The following is a 17,388-nucleotide window of genomic DNA, read 5'->3' on the forward strand; positions in this document are numbered from 1 at the left end:
TCCTTTAGAGAAGAAGTTGAAGCTAAAGAATTGGAGATGAATGCCATGTTGTCAGCAAAACAAATCGAAACGTTTAAAACACGTCTGCTTAAAGAAAAAGAGAAAACAGAAACGAACATCGAAAATCGTGAAGTGGATTATGATGCGGGAGAATTGTCGAGTTACGACAATCATCCGGGGGACTCAGGTGACGAGTTGTTCCTGCGTGAACGGGATCAGGCCATGACGGATATGCAGGAAGAGATGTTATCCGATGTTGATGTTGCCTTAAAAGCAATCGAAGACGGGACATACGGCGTCTGTAAAGTATGTGGAAAAGACATTGAAATCGAACGTCTAGACATCATTCCTGAGACGTTGCTCTGCATCCAAGATGCAAAAGAAGAGGAAGAGCGTGAGGGGAATGATCCGATGTCCCGTCCGAGCGAAGAGGCTGTTCTTGATCCTTCTGTCACAGCAACCGGCAAAGATATTGACGGGGCAACAGACGGATTCAGCAAGGTTGGGGAATTCGGAAATTCGGATACACCGTCTGATAAAGAAGATGGCATCGATCCGACCCGGTAAACAGATCAATCCACTGATTAACACGTCAATCCTTTCTGGAGATGACGTGTTTTTTAGTGAGCCTTAAAAATTATCTTCCAAAAAATATCGGGAAATTTTGACTTTTTATCAACATTTGGTACGATAGATACGAGAAGACATTTCGATACCATCAAAATGAAAGCGCATACATGAGATACCTTCTCGTCGTTTGACCATTTTAATTGAGGGAGGAACAAGATCATGATTTATGAGATTCCAAACACGCAAGGGTCGAAGGTACAGTACAAGGATCGTTATGAGAACTTCATTAATGGGAAGTGGACGGCACCGGTCGGAGGAGAATACTTCGATAACGTGACACCGATTACTGGTAAGGTGTTGTGTCAGGTTGCCCGTTCCGGAAAAGAAGATATCGAACTCGCGCTGGATGCAGCTCATGCGGCAAAAGAGGCGTGGGGGAAAACGTCTGTCGCAGAACGTTCAAATATCTTAAATAAAATCGCCAATCGAATGGAAGAAAACCTGGAAATGCTGGCCTATGCCGAAACACTGGAAAACGGGAAGGCTGTCCGGGAGACGTTAAACGCCGACCTGCCGCTTGCAATCGACCACTTCCGTTACTTCGCCGGTGTCATCCGGGCGCAAGAAGGATCGATCGGCGAGCTCGACAACGATACGGTCGCCTATCATTTCCATGAGCCGCTCGGAGTGGTCGGGCAAATCATTCCATGGAACTTCCCGATTTTGATGGCCGTCTGGAAACTGGCACCGGCACTCGCAGCGGGGAACTGTGTTGTCTTGAAACCGGCAGAACAAACACCGGCGAGCATCATGCTGCTGACGGAATTGATTGGCGACCTTCTGCCGCCGGGTGTCTTGAATATCGTCAATGGATTCGGACTGGAAGCAGGGAAACCACTGGCGTCAAGTAAACGTATTGCGAAGATTGCCTTCACTGGAGAGACGACGACAGGACGGCTCATCATGCAATATGCGTCGCAAAACATCATTCCGGTGACGCTTGAACTGGGTGGAAAGTCACCCAACATCTTCTTTGCCGACATCATGGATGCCGATGATGCCTTCTTTGACAAAGCAATTGAAGGCTTGTTGATGTTTGCTTTGAATCAAGGGGAAGTCTGTACGTGTCCATCACGTGCGTTAATTGAAGAATCGATTTATGAACCGTTCATGGAACGTGTGCTTGAACGGGTCAAAGCCATTAAGCTCGGGAATCCGTTGGACGGGGATGTCATGATGGGAGCGCAAGCATCAAGCGAACAGATGGAGAAAATCCTGTCGTACCTCGAAATCGGAAAATCAGAAGGTGCGGAATGTCTGATCGGCGGGGAGCGGAATCATCTCGATGGGGATTTAGCCGACGGATATTATATCCAACCGACGATTTTTAAAGGACATAATAAAATGCGGATTTTCCAAGAAGAGATTTTTGGTCCGGTCTTGTCTGTCACGACCTTTAAGACAGAAGAAGAAGCCCTTCAGATTGCAAATGACACGCTGTATGGATTAGGTGCCGGTGTCTGGACACGCGACATGAACCGTGCGTACCGGTTTGGTCGGGCGATCGAAGCGGGACGGGTCTGGACGAATTGTTATCACCAATATCCAGCCCATGCTGCCTTCGGCGGCTATAAGATGTCAGGGATTGGACGGGAAAATCACAAGATGATGCTGAATCATTACCAACGGACAAAAAACCTGCTCGTCAGTTACAGCCCGGATAAACTTGGTTTCTTCTGATTGAGGAAAGGATGTGGCGACATGGTCGAACGCGTGCTGACGACCGATGCCGGCTTGGAATTGATTGAACTGCTGAAGGCGAAACACGGACCGCTGATGTTCCACCAGTCAGGCGGCTGCTGTGACGGCAGTTCACCGATGTGTTTTGCGGAAGGCGATTTATTTTTAGGAGATCAAGATGTATGGATCGGGACGATCGGCGGTTGCCCGTTCTATATGCACGAAGATCAATACGAATACTGGAAGCATACGCAACTGATCATCGACGTGATCGACGGACGGGGCGGGATGTTTTCGTTAGAAGGTGTCGAAGGAAAACGCTTTTTAACGCGCTCGCGCGCGTTCACGAAAGAAGAATACGCGGAGTTGGCAGCATCCACCAACCTCTGATATTCCGGCCAGACAACACTCCAACCGAAATTTTGGGCGATCATCGCGCAGGGTTTCGGTTTTGGAGTGTTTTTTTGATTCCGAAAACCTCCAGCGAGAGTCATGTTTTGTTTCTTGCCTAAGGCACGTTATAATTGAAACATATTTTACAAAAAAGGAGGACAGATGCCATGGGAACGTTTCAAGAACTGACCTCCATTGAAGCGGTCAAGGAACTATACCTTACAGAACTAGCCAGTGTGCTCTACATTTCCAGCCCGGGGTGTGCGGTCTGTGCATCATTGTTTCCGCAAATCGAACCTATTTTTGTTGCGCATCCTGAATTTCGGGCGGGACGCGTCGATTTGACCGATGTTCCACAGATTGCCAGCGAGTTTTCGGTGTTTACCGCACCCGTGGTCTTGTTATTTGTAAAGGGGAAAGAAGTGCACCGGGAAGCACGGATCGTTCCGATTGAACCGTTAAAACGGAAAGTTGAACAAATCGGTCAATTCGTTCGAACGATGGGCTGACGTAAAACTAACATCGAGGAGGCAAAATCATGCGATATCCTTATTTAGGTTGGACAGGACAGACGATTGGCGTAACAGCACCCTCTTCCGGATTACCGGAAGAACTGCATCCAATGATTGAAGAGGCGACGAACCGATTGCAGGATCGGCAAATGGCGGTGCAAGTCGGGCAAACCGTTTGGACACAACAAAAAGCAACCAGTGCGGCCGCCGACATCCGGGCCGATGAATTGATACAAATGTTGCAGAATCCGGAAATTGACGCAATCATTCCTCCGTTTGGCGGTGAGCGGGCAATTGACGTCTTGCCGCATCTTGAGATGAACCAGATTCCTGAAAAATGGTTGCTTGGTTATTCCGATATCAGTACGTTGCTGTTTGCGATTACCGTTCAGACCGGGATTGCGACGGCTCACGGACCAAATTTCGTCGAGATGCGAAGTGAAGAATGGGATGAGACGACGACCGCCTGGCGCCGTGTTCTGGCGACGCCAAAAGGAGGAACCGTTACACAATGGACCTCTGACTTTTATCAAACCAACTGGAACCATGCGGAACGACCGGCACGGTATATGTACCATTTGGATGCGGCGACAGAATGGAAATCCGTTGATCCCAATGAAACTGAGGTGACGGGACGGCTGCTTGGCGGATGTCTGGAAACCGTTCGTCATCTGATCGGAACGCCGTACGGTGACGTGGCCGCCTTTCAACAAACGCAAATCAATCAAGAACCGATCCTTTGGTACTTCGAAGTATCGGAAGCAAGTGCCACCGATGTCCATCGTTCGTTGATGCAGATGCATCTCGCCGGCTGGTTCGATCAGGCAGCAGGCATCGTATTCGGACGGACAGCTGGTGGACGGACGATTGAAGATTATACGCTGACCGATGTGTACGATATGTTGAAGGAAAAATTGAAGGTTCCGATATTCTATGATCTCGATATCGGACATCAACCGCCGCAACTGACACTCGTGAACGGTGCACAGGCGACAATACGAATTCAAGGGAAAGATTCCAGAGTAGACATGACGTTCTGCTGATTTGGAAGAGGAGGACAGTTATGCAGATTCGAAAATTTCAATCATTGGCAGCGTACAAGCGGATTCATATCAATCCGGAAACACGTCGTATGACATTACCTGAACCGTTTTATGATGCGTTACAGTTAAAAGATGAGTTGATGTTGGCCCAAGTCGGTCAAGTGCTCGTCATGCGAAATCCGCAAGAAATGGTGGCAACGGAAACCGATTTGTTATCGGATATCGTTGAAGAAGGGTTTACAGGACAAGAATTGGTACAGGAATTTGCCTATCGAAAAGCACAGCAAGAACACCGTTTACGACAGGAAGTATTGCAAGACGAGATCGACTCCTCAGCCCAGTTACAAATCGAATTATGAGAATGGGAAGTGAAACGTGATGCGAAAACGAACGAAAATCGGATTGGGTGTCCTCGGATCCGGGATGCTTGCCGCAAGTTATTATTTTTATGAAATGGCGATTGCCACCAATCCGAAACCGTTCTTATCCAACAACCGTGACCTGAGTGACGAAATGGTCCGCTTGATGCAACCGGGACAAACGTGGATCAAAGAACAACCGCTTGAATTGATCGAAGTCAAAGCCCATGACGGCTTAACACTGCGCGGACACTATTTACCGCCGCTTGTACCGTCGGACCGGGTCGTTATTTTAGTGCATGGCTACGGCGGTGTCGGAACGGACTTAGCGGGATTCGCTTATTTGTATCACCAAGCCGGTTTTCATGTCATGATGCCGGATAATCGGGGGCATGGTAAAAGTGAAGGGAACTACATCGGTTTTGGCTGGCACGACCGGGAAGATTGTCTTCGCTGGACAGAATATCTGATTGCGCGTCTTGGTCAGGAAAGTGCGATTTTTCTGCACGGTGTTTCGATGGGCGGAGCGACCGTCCTGATGACGAGCGGAGAAGTACTGCCGCCGCAAGTCAAAGGCATCATTTCCGACTGTGCTTACACATCCGTCAATGCCGTTCTCGCTTATCAGATGAAACGGATGTACCGTCTGCCGCATTTTCCGTTTCTGGCAATGACCAGTCTACTGACGAAGTTGAAGGCTGGTTACTTTTTTAGTGAGGCTTCGGCGTTAAAACAAGTCAAACGGGCGACGGTTCCGATCCTGTTCCTGCACGGCGGTGCAGATACATTTGTTCCGACTTCAATGGTCTATGAGCTGTATCAGGCGTGTCCGACAGAAAAAGAGTTGGTGGTCATCCCGAATGCGGCGCACGCGATGGCCTATTTCGAAGATCCGGATACGTACGATACGGTCGTCGAACGTTTTGTCCGTCGGATTTTGAGTGATGATGAAGTGGGGAAATAATAAAAAAATGTTTGAAACCGTTGACAGAAAAACCTCTATTTAGTATTCTAATAACATAAATAGAAGTCGTCGTGGCGGAACTGGTAGACGCGCTAGACTCAGAATCTAGTGGTGGCAACACCGTGGAGGTTCAAGTCCTCTCGGCGGCATTTCATGCAAGTTCATCTAGAGCATCCTTTTGCGAAAGGGTGCTCTTTTTGAATTTCTATATTGAAGAAACGAACAAAAATATTACGTTTATTCGTAAAATTTGAATTTTTCTGATAAAATGTGTGTTAAGGAAAGTGAATGCAAGGAAAAAAGAGGGAGAAGGCATCCGCCTTCAAGAGAGGAGTTTTAACATGAAAAAGCAATTATCGGTTCTATTTTTGTTGATCAGTTGTCTGTTCGTATTAAGTGCCTGCAGCATCGGTTCGAAGGAGGAAACATCAGAGGACAAGACGTACAAAGTCGGAATCGACGTGACGTATCCGCCATTCGAGTACAAAGACGGCGATACGTACAAAGGAATCGACATCGACTTGATCAAAGCGATCGCGAAGGATCAAGATTTTAAGATTCAATTCGAAGCAATGGACTTCAGCGGAATCATTCCTGCTTTGCAGGCGAATCAGCTGGACGTGGCGATTGCCGGGATGAGTATCACACCGGAGCGGAAAAAAGTCGTGACGTTCTCCGATCCGTACTTTGAAGCCGGATTGATCTTAGTCGTCAAGGAAGACAATAACAAAATTAAATCAGTTGATGACTTAAAAGGCGAAAAAGTCGCCGTCAAAAAGGGAACGACCGGTGCAAAATACGCAACGGATAATGCAGAAAAATTAGGCATCACGGTTACACAATTCAATGACAGCCCGGCAATGTTCCAAGAAGTCAAAAATGGCAACGCAGCGGCTCTGATTGAAGACTATCCTGTCATTTCGTACGCAAACAAACAACAAAACCTCGGTCTGAAACTAGTCGGCGACCGACTCAACGGGGATAACTACGGCATCGCGGTCTTAAAAGGGGAAAACGAAGAGTTGATGAAAAAAATCAACGAAGGACTCGCTAACCTGAAAGAAAGCGGCGAGTACGACAAAATCGTAGATACGTATTTAAAATAAGCGGATTTGAACGAAAGACAAGGGAGTTGAGTCGCTGATGGAAGTCGCAAAAACGGCGTTTCCGTTTTTCTTGGAAGGATTACAGATTACACTTTATATTTTCATCATCGCGGTCATAGCCGGATTCATCATTGGTTTGATTGTCGCGTTGATGCGTTTGTCTCCACTGAAGATTTTAAACGCGATTGCCATCGTCTACATCGATGTCATCCGCGGGACACCATTTATCGTCCAATTGTTCTTCATCTATTTTGGACTCAATTCACTCGAATGGCTGTCGATGGACCGGATGTATGCCGGTATCTTGACGGTCGCAATCAATGCGGGTGCGTATTTCGCCGAGATTATTCGAGCCGGGATTCAGTCGATTGATAAAGGGCAAACTGAAGCGGCTCGTTCGCTCGGAATGACCGGGCGTCAGACGATGACACAAATCATCCTGCCACAGGCATTCCGGCGGATGTTGCCGACAATCACCAACCAATCGATTATCAGTTTAAAAGATACTTCGTTATTGTCGATTATCGGCATCGCAGATTTGACACAACAAGGGCAAGTGCAACAGGCGACGACGTTTGAACCGTTCATCGTGTGGACCGTCGTCGGTTTGATGTATTTCGTCGTCATTTATCTCCTTTCACTGTTAGCGAAATTCTTGGAACGGAGGTTTACCCTACGATGAGTATCATTGAAGTGAAACAATTGAAGAAATCCTTTGGTTCGAATGAAGTGTTAAAAGATATCTCAGTTGAAATTCAGGAAAAAGAAGTGGTCTGTGTCATCGGACCTTCGGGCTCCGGGAAAAGTACGTTTTTACGGTGTCTGAATCGCTTGGAGGACATTACCGGCGGGACAGTCGTGATCGATACGCACGACATTACGAACCCGAAAGTTGATATCAATAAAGTGCGGGAAGAAGTTGGGATGGTATTCCAACACTTTAACTTGTTTCCGCATAAGACGGTGCTTGAAAATGTGACGCTTGCTCCGATGAAAGTGCGTAAGACGGAAAAAAGCCAAGCGAAGCAACGGGCTCTTGAATTACTTGATAAAGTCGGCTTACGTGAAAAGGCCGACAATTATCCGGGTGAACTGTCAGGTGGTCAAAAACAACGCGTGGCGATTGCCCGCGCCTTGGCGATGAATCCAAAAATCATGCTATTTGATGAGCCGACGTCAGCGCTCGATCCAGAAATGGTCGGCGACGTGCTCGCAGTCATGAAACAATTGGCGCTCGAAGGGATGACAATGATCGTCGTCACCCATGAGATGGGATTTGCGCGCGAAGTCGGTGATCGTGTTCTGTTTATGGATGGCGGTTTCATCGTCGAAGAAAACATTCCGAGCTTATTGTTTGATGCGCCGCAACACGAGCGGACACAATCGTTTTTAAGCAAAGTTTTATAAAAGAGACGAATCGAGTATCCATTTGCCGACAGGGAGGCGATGGATACTCTTTTTTGAGGAAAAAAGCCCTTTTTTCCCTAGAGACGTTTCATTCATAAAGAACAGAGGGTACAGTCATAAGAAAAACTTATACATTTATCACTGAGAAATTGGGAATTCGAAACGCACTGAGCCAAAAGAAGTAGTAATATAATAACTAAGGCAAACACTTTTGACATACAGGCCTTCGTCAAGGTTACATTCGATTTGTCAGACCGGGAACGTAACGATTGTCGACTTTTTATGTCATCCGATTTGAAAGCGCTAACAGGTAGAGAGTTGGAAATGTGCTGATTCTTCAGCACGAAGGGTGAAATGAATGAAACGGGGGGAACCGTACATGGCAAGCCGGGAACAGGAACAACAAGCATTTTATGGACCAAACCTTGGTTACATCATCGAATTGTATGAACGCTTTTTAGAAGATGCTTCTTCAGTAGATGAAGAGACACGACTCTATTTTGAACAGAACGGGGCTCCAATCTCAGAACCAGTTGTCAATCAAGTGGTCGAGACCGGAGATTTTGAAAAATATTTGGCAGCGAGCCGCTTAGCGGATCAAATTCGTGCAAAAGGTCATTTAGCGGCGGACATCTATCCATTAAAAGATCATCCGCGGGAGACGGAATTGCTTGAGCTTGGTCAGTTTGGACTGACAGAAGCTGATTTACGTGGCATGCCGGTCACACTCGTTTGTCCGGATCCACCGTCCCACTTGAAGGATGCCTTCGAAGGGATTGAACATCTGAAAGCCCAGTATACAGGGGCAGCCGCGGTCGAGTTCCAACACGTCGACGATTTGGACGAAAAGAAATGGTTGCGTCAAAAGATTGAACAAGGAGCGTTGACGGCCAAACTCAGCGTTGAACAGAAAAAACAATTGTTTAAACGCTTAGCGGAAACGGATCTTTTTGAAAAATATCTGCATAAAACATACGTGGGACAAAAACGCTTTTCAATCGAAGGACTGGATGCGATGGTGCCGTTGCTTGATACGATTGTCGGTCACCTGATTGCCAATGGATCGGAGACAATCAACATCGGAATGGCCCACCGTGGACGCTTAAACGTGTTGGCGCATGTCCTAGGCAAACCGTACGAAATGATTTTTGCCGAATTCCAACATGCACCGAACCACGATCTTGTCCCTTCGGAAGGATCGATTGGAATTACGTACGGCTGGACAGGCGACGTCAAGTATCATTTGGGATTAAACCGGAAAATGGAGCAACAATCCACTAATGTTCGGATGACACTTGCCAATAACCCGTCGCATCTGGAGTTTGTCGATCCTGTTGTCGAAGGATTCACACGGGCGGCGCAAGATGATCGTTCGCAAAAAGGAGCGCCTCGCCAAGAGCAGGGCAAAGCAGCCGCAATCCTGATTCACGGTGATGCCGCTTTCCCGGGACAAGGAATTGTCGCTGAGACATTGAATTTGACGAATTTAAAAGGATATAACACGGGCGGGACGATTCATATCATCGCCAACAATACGATCGGTTTCACGACAGAGCCGACCGATTCACGTTCAACCCGCTATTCGAGTGACCTGGCAAAAGGATACGAAATCCCGATTTTCCACGTCAATGCCGATGAGCCGGAAAGCTGTTTAGCTGTCGCGTTACTCGCCAGTGAATACCGGGCAACGTTCAACAAAGACGTGTTGATTGATTTGATCGGGTACCGTCGTTTTGGACATAATGAGATGGATGAGCCGATGAACACGAATCCAGTGTTATATGAGTTGATCCATCAACATGACACGGCACGGGTCTTATACGCCAACCAACTGGTCGAGCAAGGGGACGTCACGAAAGACGAGGTCGCTGCGATTGAAACGGACATCAATGATGTCATGAAAGCAGCACGTGAGAAAGTACCGAATGTGGAAAAAGAGTACGGTGGGGTCATGCCGGACGTCGTCTTCAAAGGGGTTCCGACCGTTGAGACAGGTGTTTCGGAAGAGAACTTGATGGCTTATAACGAACAGTTACTCGAATGGCCAAGCGGATTCAATGTGTTCCATAAGTTAGAGAAAGTCTTAAAACGCCGGACTGATGCGTTGACGACGAAAAACGGGATTGACTGGGGACATGCCGAGACGCTCGCGTTTGCATCGATTCTATCGGACGGAACACCAATCCGTTTAAGTGGTCAGGATTCCGAACGGGGAACGTTCGCCCAGCGGAACATCAATCTCAATGATGTTAAAACCGGCAAATCGTTTTCACCGATGCACAGTTTGAAATCAGCCACTGCGTCCTTTGCTGTCTACAACAGTCCGTTATCAGAAGCAGGCGTCCTCGGCTTTGAATATGGCTACAATGTTTTCGCACCCGAGACACTTGTCTTATGGGAAGCGCAATATGGTGATTTTGCCAACTCCGGTCAAGTCATCTTTGATCAATTCATTTCGGCAAGCCGTGCGAAATGGGGGCAGACCTCGGGGCTTGTGATGCTGTTGCCTCACGGATATGAAGGTCAAGGTCCGGAACACTCAAGTGCCCGTCTCGAACGTTTCCTATCGTTATCCGGTGAGAAAAACTGGACGGTTGCGAATGTCTCGAGTGCAGCGCAGTATTTCCACCTGCTTCGCCGTCAAGCAGCGATTCTTGGAAAAGATGAAGTCCGTCCGCTTGTCGTGATGACACCGAAAAGTCTTCTCCGGCACCCGCTTGCGACATCTGACTTATCCGAGCTGACAGACGGTTCCTTTAAACGTATCGTGGAACAAACGGGTCTTGGTGAATCACCGGATCAAGTCGAACGAATTGTCTTTTGCAGTGGGAAAGTCGCGATTGACTTGGCAGAAGCCGTCTCGAAATCTGATGACGACTTCAACTGGTTGCACATCGTGCGAATCGAAGAAATTTACCCATTCCCGGCGAAGCAGTTAAACGCGTTGTTGGAGCGGTACCCGAATGTTACGGAATTTGTTTGGGTTCAGGAAGAACCGAAAAACATGGGGGCATGGACATACATTGAACCGCGCTTAGAATCCGTTGGTATCAATGGCATCACGCAAGTGCGTTATATTGGACGCCGTCGACGCTCGAGTACAGCGGAAGGTGACCCGACTGGCCATAAAGTCGAACAAGCGCGCATCGTAACCGAAGCATTGACACGCCAGACGGTCGAAGAAACGAAGGCACCATCTATTTCCGAAACAAATGTTTAACGCATAATATCTTGTGGGGTCAAACACGAACAGTCTTAGGGGGACGAATTATCATGGAAATCAAAGTGCCAGAACTTGCAGAATCGATTACGGAAGGTACGGTCGCTTCGTGGTTGAAACAACCAGGCGATCAGGTGGAAAAAGGGGAAGCGATTGTTGAACTGGAAACGGATAAAGTCAACATCGAAGTTCCGTCAGATGAAGCCGGCGTGTTGACAGAGGTCATGGCGGCAGAAGGCGACACGGTCCGGGTTGGCGAGACGATTGCCATCATCACGGCGGGGGGCGAAGCAGCGAAACCGACTGAATCGACTCCAACGCCAAAGGCAACAGAAGCACCAGCAGAAGCACCTGCCGCTCAAGAGCCGAAAAAAGAGCAGCCGGCAGCTGTCGCGGCGACTGAAGCCACGACGCTTGCTGACCGTCCGATTGCTTCACCCGCAGCTCGGAAGTTAGCCCGCGAAAAAGGAATTGATTTGTCGCAAGTCGCGACGCAAGATCCGCTTGGCCGGATCCGCGTGCAAGATGTGGCAACGTTTGAAGTCGCGCCACGTGAGCAAGCAAAACCACAACCGGCAACGCCGGCACCACAACCGGCAGCTCCAGCAGCACCCGGCAAACCGGAAGAACGAATCAAAATGTCACGCCGTCGTAAAACGATTGCCAACCGTTTAGTAGAAGTTCAACAAACGGCTGCGATGTTGACGACATTTAACGAAATCGATATGTCTGCAGTCATGTCTTTACGGAAACGCCGGCAAGAAAAATTCGTCAAGGACAATGAGGTCAAACTTGGTTTCATGTCGTTCTTTACGAAAGCTGCCGTCGCGGCCTTGAAAAAAATGCCTTATCTGAATGCAGAAATTCAGGGAGATGAGATTGTCCTGAAGAAATTCTACGACATCGGGATTGCAGTTTCTGCCCCGGACGGACTGGTCGTGCCGGTCGTCCGTGATGCCGATAAAAAGAACTTCGGTGAAATCGAAAAAGATATCATCAATCTTGCGGTCAAAGCGCGTGACAACAAACTGGGCTTGTCTGATTTGACAGGCGGAACGTTTACGATCACGAACGGTGGAACATTTGGTTCCTTGATGTCGACACCGATCCTGAATGGACCACAAGTGGCGATTCTCGGGATGCATGCGATCAACTTGCGTCCGATCGCGATTGATGCAGAACGAATGGAAAACCGTCCGATGATGTATGTCGCCCTTTCTTATGATCACCGGATCGTGGACGGAAAAGAAGCCGTCACGTTCCTCAAACACATTAAAGATTTGTTGGAAGATCCGGAATCACTCATCTTCGAAGCGTAATCATACGGGAACACCCTGTTTCGAATCATGGAAACAGGGTGTTTTTTTGTTATCTGTTACAGCGTTGTCACCCAATCTATACAGAAGATTACATCTGCTTCATGAGACGTTCATCGAAACACGGTAAGATTCATCTTGTATGAGAATCACGATTTCGAGGGGGATAAACGAATGTTAAAGCAGATCGGAATGACGGTCCTGACCGGACTAGTCATCACAAGCAGTGCAACGAGCACTGAGGCAGCAAAGAAACCGGCAAAAGGATTATTGGACCCAGAGCGTATCGTCAATGTTGCGCATCGCGGTGCGTCAGGCTATGCACCGGAACATACGATGGTTGCTTACGCGATGGGACATAAAAAGTTAAAGGCCGATTACATTGAAATTGATTTACAGATGACGAAAGATGGTCACTTGATTGCGATGCATGACGAGACGGTCGATCGGACGACAAACGGGACAGGCGCGGTCAAGGACAAGACGTTGGCGCAGATCAAACGATTGGATGGAGGAAGTTGGTTTAATCAAGCCTATCCCGCCTATGCCCGTGCGAGTTATAGAGGATTACAGGTTCCGACGCTTAACGAAATCTTTGATCGTTATGGCAAGCAGGCCAACTATTATATCGAAACGAAGTCACCGGATGTCTATCCCGGGATGGAGAAAAAACTGTTGGATACGTTAAAACGATATGGATTATCAAGTGACCGCGTTAAACCGGGACAAGTGATGATTCAATCGTTCAGTCAAGAAAGTTTGTTAAAAGTAAAACGTCTGGATCGGAACGTACCGCTTGTGCAATTGCTCGAAGCAGGTGATGTGAATGCGTTAACCGCTAGACGGGTGAAAGACATCAAGACCTATGCGGTTGGAGTGGGTCCGTCCTTTAAGGCACTGACGAAAACCAATACGGCGTTGATTCGAAAAAACGATTTGTTACTCCACCCGTACACTGTAAACGAGAAGAAGGATATGCATCGGATGCTTGATTACGGAGTGACCGGTGTTTTCACGAATTTTGCCGACCGTTTTAATGAAGTCAGACAGCAGCATACATCACGTTGAATACAGAAAAAGTCCGCTTTTCTTCCTGAAAAGCGGACTTTTTTTTAAAAATGACATCCAAACCCTTCTTCACTACGTATGCTTATCGAGGTTTTATCATGCATTCAGTTATTTTCGCGTGATGCAGAACATGATACGATAATACAGCAGCGTGGGGCGGAATCGTTCAGGGACGTTCCGTCAAGAGAGAATGGAGTGAACAGCATGCGGATTACACAATATACAGACTATGGATTACGTGTCCTGATTTACTTAGGACTTCACCGGCAGGAAATCACGCCGATGCCGGCGATTGCCAATCATTATGGGATTTCATCCAATCATTTGATGAAAGTGACGCAACAGTTGGCGAAGCTCGGCTATGTTGAATCGACGCGCGGGCGGACGGGCGGACTACGTCTGATTCGCGATCCGGAAGAGATCAATATCGGGAAGGTCGTTCGGGAGATGGAACCGATGGATATCGTCGAATGTTTTTCGGCGAACGGACATTGTGTGATTGAACCACACTGTCAGTTAAAAGGAATTCTCGGACGGGCTTTACGGGCGTTTATTCGTGAACTCGAGCAACATACGCTAGCGGAGTTGATTACGAATCGCCAAGAACTGGATTTACTGTTTGCCAAAGCGGGTGCGGATGATTCACGTTAAGTGAATCACCCGGATCCGTTTTTTCTTTGCAAAAAAAGACAGCTACCGCCTGAAAAAGATCAGGTGATAGCTGCGGACGTGCCAAAATCATTATTTTAATTTAGAAACCGATCGTTTTTTCGGGTTCACGTGTTCGGGATTTTTCGCCAGATCATCCTGCACAGATTCTTTCCATAAAGGAACATCGCTGTAGTAAGCGGCGCGGGCAATCAAATGTCCGCCAATCGGTGCCGTGATCAATACGAACAAAATACCAAGCAGGACACGGGACGAGAAAAATCCATCTTCTGCGACAAAATAGATGATGACGCCAATGAGAATGCTCATGACACCAAGCGTCGCGCTTTTGGACGCGGCGTGAGCACGCGTATAGAGGTCAGGTAGCCGAATGAGACCCAGTGCAGTTACGAGGCTGAAAAAAGCTCCGATCAACGCAAAGGCGGCTACGAAAATATCACTGATTGCGGTCACGTTCGATGATCTCTCCTTTCTCGATGAATTTGGAGAAGGCAACTGTCCCGATGAATGCCAAAATCCCGATCAATAAGATGACTTCCAGATAGTCACTTGTACGAAGAATGATCGAAACCAATCCGACGACGGAAATCAAACTGATGCCGATGGAATCAAGGGCGATGACACGGTCGGCAACGGATGGACCTTTGATGACGCGGTAAAATAAACCAAGCATCGACAGGAACACGCCACCTAAGGCAATAAATAAAAGGGTCTCTAACATCAGCGGCTCACCTCCAAGATGGCTTTCTCAAAACTATTTCGAATCGAGGCAACGGCATCGTCGGCTTCCGGCATATGCAAGGCATGGATATACAATGTCTTGTTGTCATCTGAAATATCAACGACAAGTGTTCCTGGTGTCAACGTAATCAGCATCGAAAGCAGTGTGACTTGCCAATTGTGTTCCAGCTCCGTCTCGTATGCAAAAATACCGGGTTTGATGTCGAGGCGCGGTTTCAAAATGATTGACAGCACTTCAAGGTTCGCAACGACCAGTTCGTATAAAAATCGGATGAACAGCCGGATTAAAGCGATGAATGGTCCAAGATAAAAACGAGTACTGAAGCCTCGCCGCATCGCAAACATCGCAATCAAACCGAGCAAGTAGCCGATGATGAACGATGAAGTGGAAAAGGAGTTGGCGAGAAACATCCAGAGGAATGCAAGCAAGATATTGAGTAATAACTGAAATGGCATGGGTTAATCCTCCTTCAGTACGGCTTGAATATAGATTGAGGGATCGACAAGCGGATCCACGGCTTGAGAGATGAAGGGACGGACGGCTTCCGCACCCACTCCATATAATACGGTAATCACGACTAAACAAAGCGCAGGTGAGAGCAATTGTTTGGTCAAGTGGCGTTTCGGACCGGTGTAGGTCTTCGGCGTTCCCCAAAATCCACGAATGAAAATCTGCATCACCGAGTAGAGGACAAGTAAGCTTGAAATCAAGACGACAAACGGTCCAACGAGATCACCGGCTTCAAATCCGCCCCGAACGATGAGCAACTTCCCGATAAAACCACTGAGTGGCGGAATTCCGGCAAGTGACAACGCAGCAATGAAATACGTCCATCCGAGTAACGGATACTCTTTGATCATCCCGCCCATGTCTTTTAATCGACTTGAACCAACGATTCCGATCATGACGCCGACCAGCAGGAATAATGCCGCTTTGATCAACATGTCATGAATCAGATAGAATACCGCGCCTTCGAGCGACTGGCGGGTCATGACGGAGACACCGTACAAAATCACGCCGACAGCAACGATGATGTTGTAGATTAAAATTTGTTTGGCGTCACGTGTCGCGAGAGCACCAATGACTCCGATTAAAATCGTCGCCAGTGCCAACCAGCCGAGAATCTGATGCGTGAATTCCGGTTGATGGGAGAAGAATAAACTGTAGGTCCGCAAAATGCCGTAGACACCAACTTTCGTCAGCAATGCGCCGAATAAGGCAAGGACCGGAGTCGGTGGTACTTGATAGGAGCCCGGTAACCAGAAGTAAAGCGGGAAGATGGCTCCTTTTAATCCGAAGACGATCAAAAACAGAATCGCGATGACGCTGAGAATGCCGGGTTGATTGATTTCAGAAATTTTTTGTGAAATATCTGCCATGCTCAATGAACCGATGATGCCGTATAAAAAGGCGACCGTCATGACGAACAAAGCAGACGAGATGACGTTAATCAACAGGTATTTCAAGGACTCACGCAACTGAGCCGGCTTTCCGCCGAGCACGATTAAAACGTAAGAAGAAATCAAAAAGACTTCGAAAAAGACAAACATGTTGAAAATATCACCTGTCGTAAAGGCACCGTTCACACCGACAAGTAAAAATTGAACAGCGATGTAGTAGTAAAAGCGTTGGTGCAGATCAGACAAGTAATAGATCGAGTACCAGACTACAAAAAAGACAAGCAGGCTGGTCGTAAAGACAAGCAGGGCGGATAACATATCCGACACAAGCGTGATGCCGAATGGAGCGGGCCAGCTCCCGAGCGTCACGGTCAAGATGCCCCCTTGTTTGACACGGAAAATCAGATAAGCCGAAGCCAGGATCGTCACGAGTGTCGATCCGAAGGACAGGCTGCGCTGTAGACGCAGGCGGTTCGGGAACAACATCAAGATGACACCGGTAATCAACGGGATCAAAATCGGTAATAACGGTAAATTAATCATGCGTATCGGTTCCTTTCATTTCCTCGAGATTGTCTGTGCCAAGTTCTTGATAAGCCCGGTAGGCGAGCACGAGGAAAAATGCGGTCACGCCGAAACTGATAACGATTGCCGTGAGAACAAGCGCTTGTGGAAGCGGATCCGTATACTGGGTGACCCCGTCTTTGATGACAGGAGCCGCTCCGGTCTTCAGACCCCCCATCGTCATGACAAGCAAATGAGCCGCATGACTGAGTAAGCCGGTTCCGATGATGATTCGTAAAATACTTTTCGAAAGAATGAGATAGACGGCACACATCGTCAGGATGCCTGCAGCGATCGCCATGATGATCTCCATTC

The 17,388-nt window shown here is 47.8% G+C and carries 19 protein-coding genes and 1 tRNA gene; 15 read left to right on the forward strand and 5 right to left on the reverse strand.

Annotated features, from left to right (window positions below; genetic code table 11):
- Positions 1-45 precede the first annotated feature (45 nt).
- The 15 genes from KNP87_RS02970 (at position 46) to KNP87_RS03040 (ending at position 14,349) form a co-directional block, all read left to right on the forward strand.
- Complete coding sequence (locus tag KNP87_RS02970; protein ID WP_026832776.1) at positions 46-567, forward strand: TraR/DksA C4-type zinc finger protein; 522 nt, start codon at positions 46-48, stop codon at positions 565-567.
- 222 nt (positions 568-789) lie between these two features.
- Positions 790-2,310: an aldehyde dehydrogenase gene (gene adh, locus KNP87_RS02975; protein ID WP_026832777.1), complete on the forward strand. Its 1,521-nt coding sequence runs from the start codon at positions 790-792 to the stop codon at positions 2,308-2,310.
- A 21-nt stretch (positions 2,311-2,331) separates the two neighbouring features.
- Complete coding sequence (locus tag KNP87_RS02980) at positions 2,332-2,700, forward strand: DUF779 domain-containing protein (RefSeq protein ID WP_026832778.1); 369 nt, start codon at positions 2,332-2,334, stop codon at positions 2,698-2,700.
- A 170-nt stretch (positions 2,701-2,870) separates the two neighbouring features.
- Positions 2,871-3,212, forward strand: coding sequence for a thioredoxin family protein (locus KNP87_RS02985; protein ID WP_214720778.1), 342 nt, complete (start codon positions 2,871-2,873; stop codon positions 3,210-3,212).
- Positions 3,213-3,241: 29 nt separating this feature from the next.
- Positions 3,242-4,258: a S66 family peptidase gene (locus tag KNP87_RS02990; protein ID WP_214720779.1), complete on the forward strand. Its 1,017-nt coding sequence runs from the start codon at positions 3,242-3,244 to the stop codon at positions 4,256-4,258.
- Positions 4,259-4,278: 20 nt separating this feature from the next.
- Positions 4,279-4,617 (forward strand): hypothetical protein, encoded by a 339-nt coding sequence (locus KNP87_RS02995; RefSeq protein ID WP_026832781.1) that lies wholly within the window; start codon positions 4,279-4,281, stop codon positions 4,615-4,617.
- 19 nt (positions 4,618-4,636) lie between these two features.
- Complete coding sequence (locus KNP87_RS03000; protein ID WP_214720780.1) at positions 4,637-5,581, forward strand: alpha/beta hydrolase; 945 nt, start codon at positions 4,637-4,639, stop codon at positions 5,579-5,581.
- A 65-nt stretch (positions 5,582-5,646) separates the two neighbouring features.
- Positions 5,647-5,730, forward strand: a tRNA-Leu gene (locus tag KNP87_RS03005).
- A gap of 192 nt (positions 5,731-5,922) precedes the next feature.
- Positions 5,923-6,687 (forward strand): transporter substrate-binding domain-containing protein, encoded by a 765-nt coding sequence (locus KNP87_RS03010; RefSeq protein WP_026832783.1) that lies wholly within the window; start codon positions 5,923-5,925, stop codon positions 6,685-6,687.
- Positions 6,688-6,724: 37 nt separating this feature from the next.
- On the forward strand, positions 6,725-7,369 hold the full coding sequence (locus KNP87_RS03015; RefSeq protein WP_026832784.1) for an amino acid ABC transporter permease: 645 nt from the start codon (positions 6,725-6,727) through the stop codon (positions 7,367-7,369).
- Complete coding sequence (locus tag KNP87_RS03020; RefSeq protein ID WP_028106115.1) at positions 7,366-8,094, forward strand: amino acid ABC transporter ATP-binding protein; 729 nt, start codon at positions 7,366-7,368, stop codon at positions 8,092-8,094. Before KNP87_RS03015 ends, KNP87_RS03020 begins: the two co-directional genes overlap by 4 nt.
- A gap of 358 nt (positions 8,095-8,452) precedes the next feature.
- Positions 8,453-11,314, forward strand: a complete 2,862-nt coding sequence (locus KNP87_RS03025) for a 2-oxoglutarate dehydrogenase E1 component (protein WP_214720781.1) — start codon at positions 8,453-8,455, stop codon at positions 11,312-11,314.
- A 50-nt stretch (positions 11,315-11,364) separates the two neighbouring features.
- The gene (gene odhB, locus KNP87_RS03030) at positions 11,365-12,633 is read left to right on the forward strand and encodes a 2-oxoglutarate dehydrogenase complex dihydrolipoyllysine-residue succinyltransferase (protein WP_214721029.1); all 1,269 of its coding nucleotides are present in this window, start codon (positions 11,365-11,367) and stop codon (positions 12,631-12,633) included.
- Between the two features lie 171 nt (positions 12,634-12,804).
- Positions 12,805-13,698, forward strand: coding sequence for a glycerophosphodiester phosphodiesterase (locus tag KNP87_RS03035; RefSeq protein ID WP_214720782.1), 894 nt, complete (start codon positions 12,805-12,807; stop codon positions 13,696-13,698).
- A gap of 204 nt (positions 13,699-13,902) precedes the next feature.
- Entirely contained in the window at positions 13,903-14,349 is a 447-nt protein-coding gene (locus KNP87_RS03040; RefSeq protein WP_026832789.1) for an Rrf2 family transcriptional regulator, read from the forward strand.
- A gap of 90 nt (positions 14,350-14,439) precedes the next feature.
- Here KNP87_RS03040 and mnhG read toward each other — a convergent pair whose 3' ends face one another.
- Genes mnhG through KNP87_RS03065 form a run of 5 tightly spaced genes read right to left on the reverse strand, consistent with a single transcriptional unit; the run spans position 14,440 to position 17,386 of the window.
- Positions 14,440-14,820, reverse strand: coding sequence for a monovalent cation/H(+) antiporter subunit G (gene mnhG / locus KNP87_RS03045; RefSeq protein WP_026832790.1), 381 nt, complete (start codon positions 14,818-14,820; stop codon positions 14,440-14,442).
- Entirely contained in the window at positions 14,804-15,088 is a 285-nt protein-coding gene (locus tag KNP87_RS03050; protein ID WP_026832791.1) for a Na(+)/H(+) antiporter subunit F1, read from the reverse strand. The genes mnhG and KNP87_RS03050 overlap by 17 nt, the downstream gene beginning before the upstream one ends.
- Positions 15,088-15,564 (reverse strand): Na+/H+ antiporter subunit E, encoded by a 477-nt coding sequence (locus KNP87_RS03055; RefSeq protein ID WP_026832792.1) that lies wholly within the window; start codon positions 15,562-15,564, stop codon positions 15,088-15,090. The genes KNP87_RS03050 and KNP87_RS03055 overlap by 1 nt, the downstream gene beginning before the upstream one ends.
- Positions 15,565-15,567: 3 nt before the next feature.
- Positions 15,568-17,052 (reverse strand): Na+/H+ antiporter subunit D, encoded by a 1,485-nt coding sequence (locus KNP87_RS03060; RefSeq protein ID WP_214720783.1) that lies wholly within the window; start codon positions 17,050-17,052, stop codon positions 15,568-15,570.
- Positions 17,045-17,386 (reverse strand): Na(+)/H(+) antiporter subunit C, encoded by a 342-nt coding sequence (locus KNP87_RS03065; protein WP_014970525.1) that lies wholly within the window; start codon positions 17,384-17,386, stop codon positions 17,045-17,047. The genes KNP87_RS03060 and KNP87_RS03065 overlap by 8 nt, the downstream gene beginning before the upstream one ends.
- Positions 17,387-17,388 lie beyond the last annotated feature (2 nt).

The organism is Exiguobacterium sp. s192, from assembly GCF_018618795.1.
Taxonomy (GTDB): Bacteria; Bacillota; Bacilli; order Exiguobacteriales; family Exiguobacteriaceae; genus Exiguobacterium_A; species Exiguobacterium_A undae.

Coding starts and splice junctions, on each gene's coding strand:
- KNP87_RS02985 (WP_214720778.1), top strand. CDS start 2,871: ATGGGAACGTTTCAAGAACTGACCTCCATTGAAGCGGTCAAGGAACTA.
- KNP87_RS03055 (WP_026832792.1), bottom strand. CDS start 15,564: ATGCCATTTCAGTTATTACTCAATATCTTGCTTGCATTCCTCTGGATG.
- KNP87_RS03025 (WP_214720781.1), top strand. CDS start 8,453: ATGAAACGGGGGGAACCGTACATGGCAAGCCGGGAACAGGAACAACAA.
- KNP87_RS03035 (WP_214720782.1), top strand. CDS start 12,805: ATGTTAAAGCAGATCGGAATGACGGTCCTGACCGGACTAGTCATCACA.
- KNP87_RS03050 (WP_026832791.1), bottom strand. CDS start 15,088: ATGTTAGAGACCCTTTTATTTATTGCCTTAGGTGGCGTGTTCCTGTCG.
- KNP87_RS02995 (WP_026832781.1), top strand. CDS start 4,279: ATGCAGATTCGAAAATTTCAATCATTGGCAGCGTACAAGCGGATTCAT.
- KNP87_RS02990 (WP_214720779.1), top strand. CDS start 3,242: ATGCGATATCCTTATTTAGGTTGGACAGGACAGACGATTGGCGTAACA.
- KNP87_RS03000 (WP_214720780.1), top strand. CDS start 4,637: ATGCGAAAACGAACGAAAATCGGATTGGGTGTCCTCGGATCCGGGATG.
- KNP87_RS03010 (WP_026832783.1), top strand. CDS start 5,923: ATGAAAAAGCAATTATCGGTTCTATTTTTGTTGATCAGTTGTCTGTTC.
- KNP87_RS03065 (WP_014970525.1), bottom strand. CDS start 17,386: ATGGAGATCATCATGGCGATCGCTGCAGGCATCCTGACGATGTGTGCC.
- KNP87_RS02970 (WP_026832776.1), top strand. CDS start 46: ATGTTGTCAGCAAAACAAATCGAAACGTTTAAAACACGTCTGCTTAAA.
- KNP87_RS03020 (WP_028106115.1), top strand. CDS start 7,366: ATGAGTATCATTGAAGTGAAACAATTGAAGAAATCCTTTGGTTCGAAT.
- adh (WP_026832777.1), top strand. CDS start 790: ATGATTTATGAGATTCCAAACACGCAAGGGTCGAAGGTACAGTACAAG.
- KNP87_RS02980 (WP_026832778.1), top strand. CDS start 2,332: ATGGTCGAACGCGTGCTGACGACCGATGCCGGCTTGGAATTGATTGAA.
- KNP87_RS03015 (WP_026832784.1), top strand. CDS start 6,725: ATGGAAGTCGCAAAAACGGCGTTTCCGTTTTTCTTGGAAGGATTACAG.
- KNP87_RS03060 (WP_214720783.1), bottom strand. CDS start 17,052: ATGATTAATTTACCGTTATTACCGATTTTGATCCCGTTGATTACCGGT.
- KNP87_RS03040 (WP_026832789.1), top strand. CDS start 13,903: ATGCGGATTACACAATATACAGACTATGGATTACGTGTCCTGATTTAC.